Origin of the sequence: Devosia geojensis, from assembly GCF_000969415.1 — a bacterium.
GTDB lineage: Bacteria > Pseudomonadota > Alphaproteobacteria > Rhizobiales > Devosiaceae > Devosia > Devosia geojensis.
In genome coordinates, this window is the sequence record NZ_JZEX01000202.1 from 1 (window position 1) to 506 (window position 506).

A 506-nucleotide genomic window follows, 5' to 3' on the forward strand; every position below is an offset into this window, starting at 1 on the left:
CCCCACCACCATCCCGACCAACAGCACCTTTTTCACGCCCTTCCCCCATCCCTTCCTCTTCTCCCCCCCCCCCTCCTCCTTTTGTCCCTCCTTCAATCCGACTTTCTTCCTTTTCTTTCCCTCCGTCCCCCTCTTTTTCCTCTCACCCCCCCGCGCCTCCTTTCCTCCCTTCTCCCCCCCCCCCCTCTTCCCTCCTTTTCTTTCTCCCCTCCTTTTCTTTCCCTTCTTTTCCTCTCTTCTCCTCCTTTCTCTGTCGTTCCTTTTCTTCTGACTGCCTTTCTCCTTCTTCCTCCCCCCCCTATTCTCCCTCTCTCATCTTCTCCTACTTCCCCTCCCCTCCCGCTCCCCCCCTTCCCTTGCTCCTCACGTGCCTCCTCTTTGCCTCCTTGTTTCCGGCCCCGCTCTTTCTCTTCCTTCCTCTCTTCGTCTTTCTTTCGTTCTTTTCGTCGTTCCTTTTTTTCTTCTCTCTTTTTTCTTTCTTCCCCTTCGTTTTCTCCTTTTCTTTT

At 54.0% G+C, this 506-nt stretch carries 1 protein-coding gene; it reads right to left on the reverse strand.

Annotated features, from left to right (window positions below; all coding sequences use genetic code 11):
* Positions 1-92 precede the first annotated feature (92 nt).
* Positions 93-506 (reverse strand): hypothetical protein (locus VE25_RS23070; RefSeq protein ID WP_201776133.1); only part of this gene is annotated, 414 nt, incomplete at its 5' end.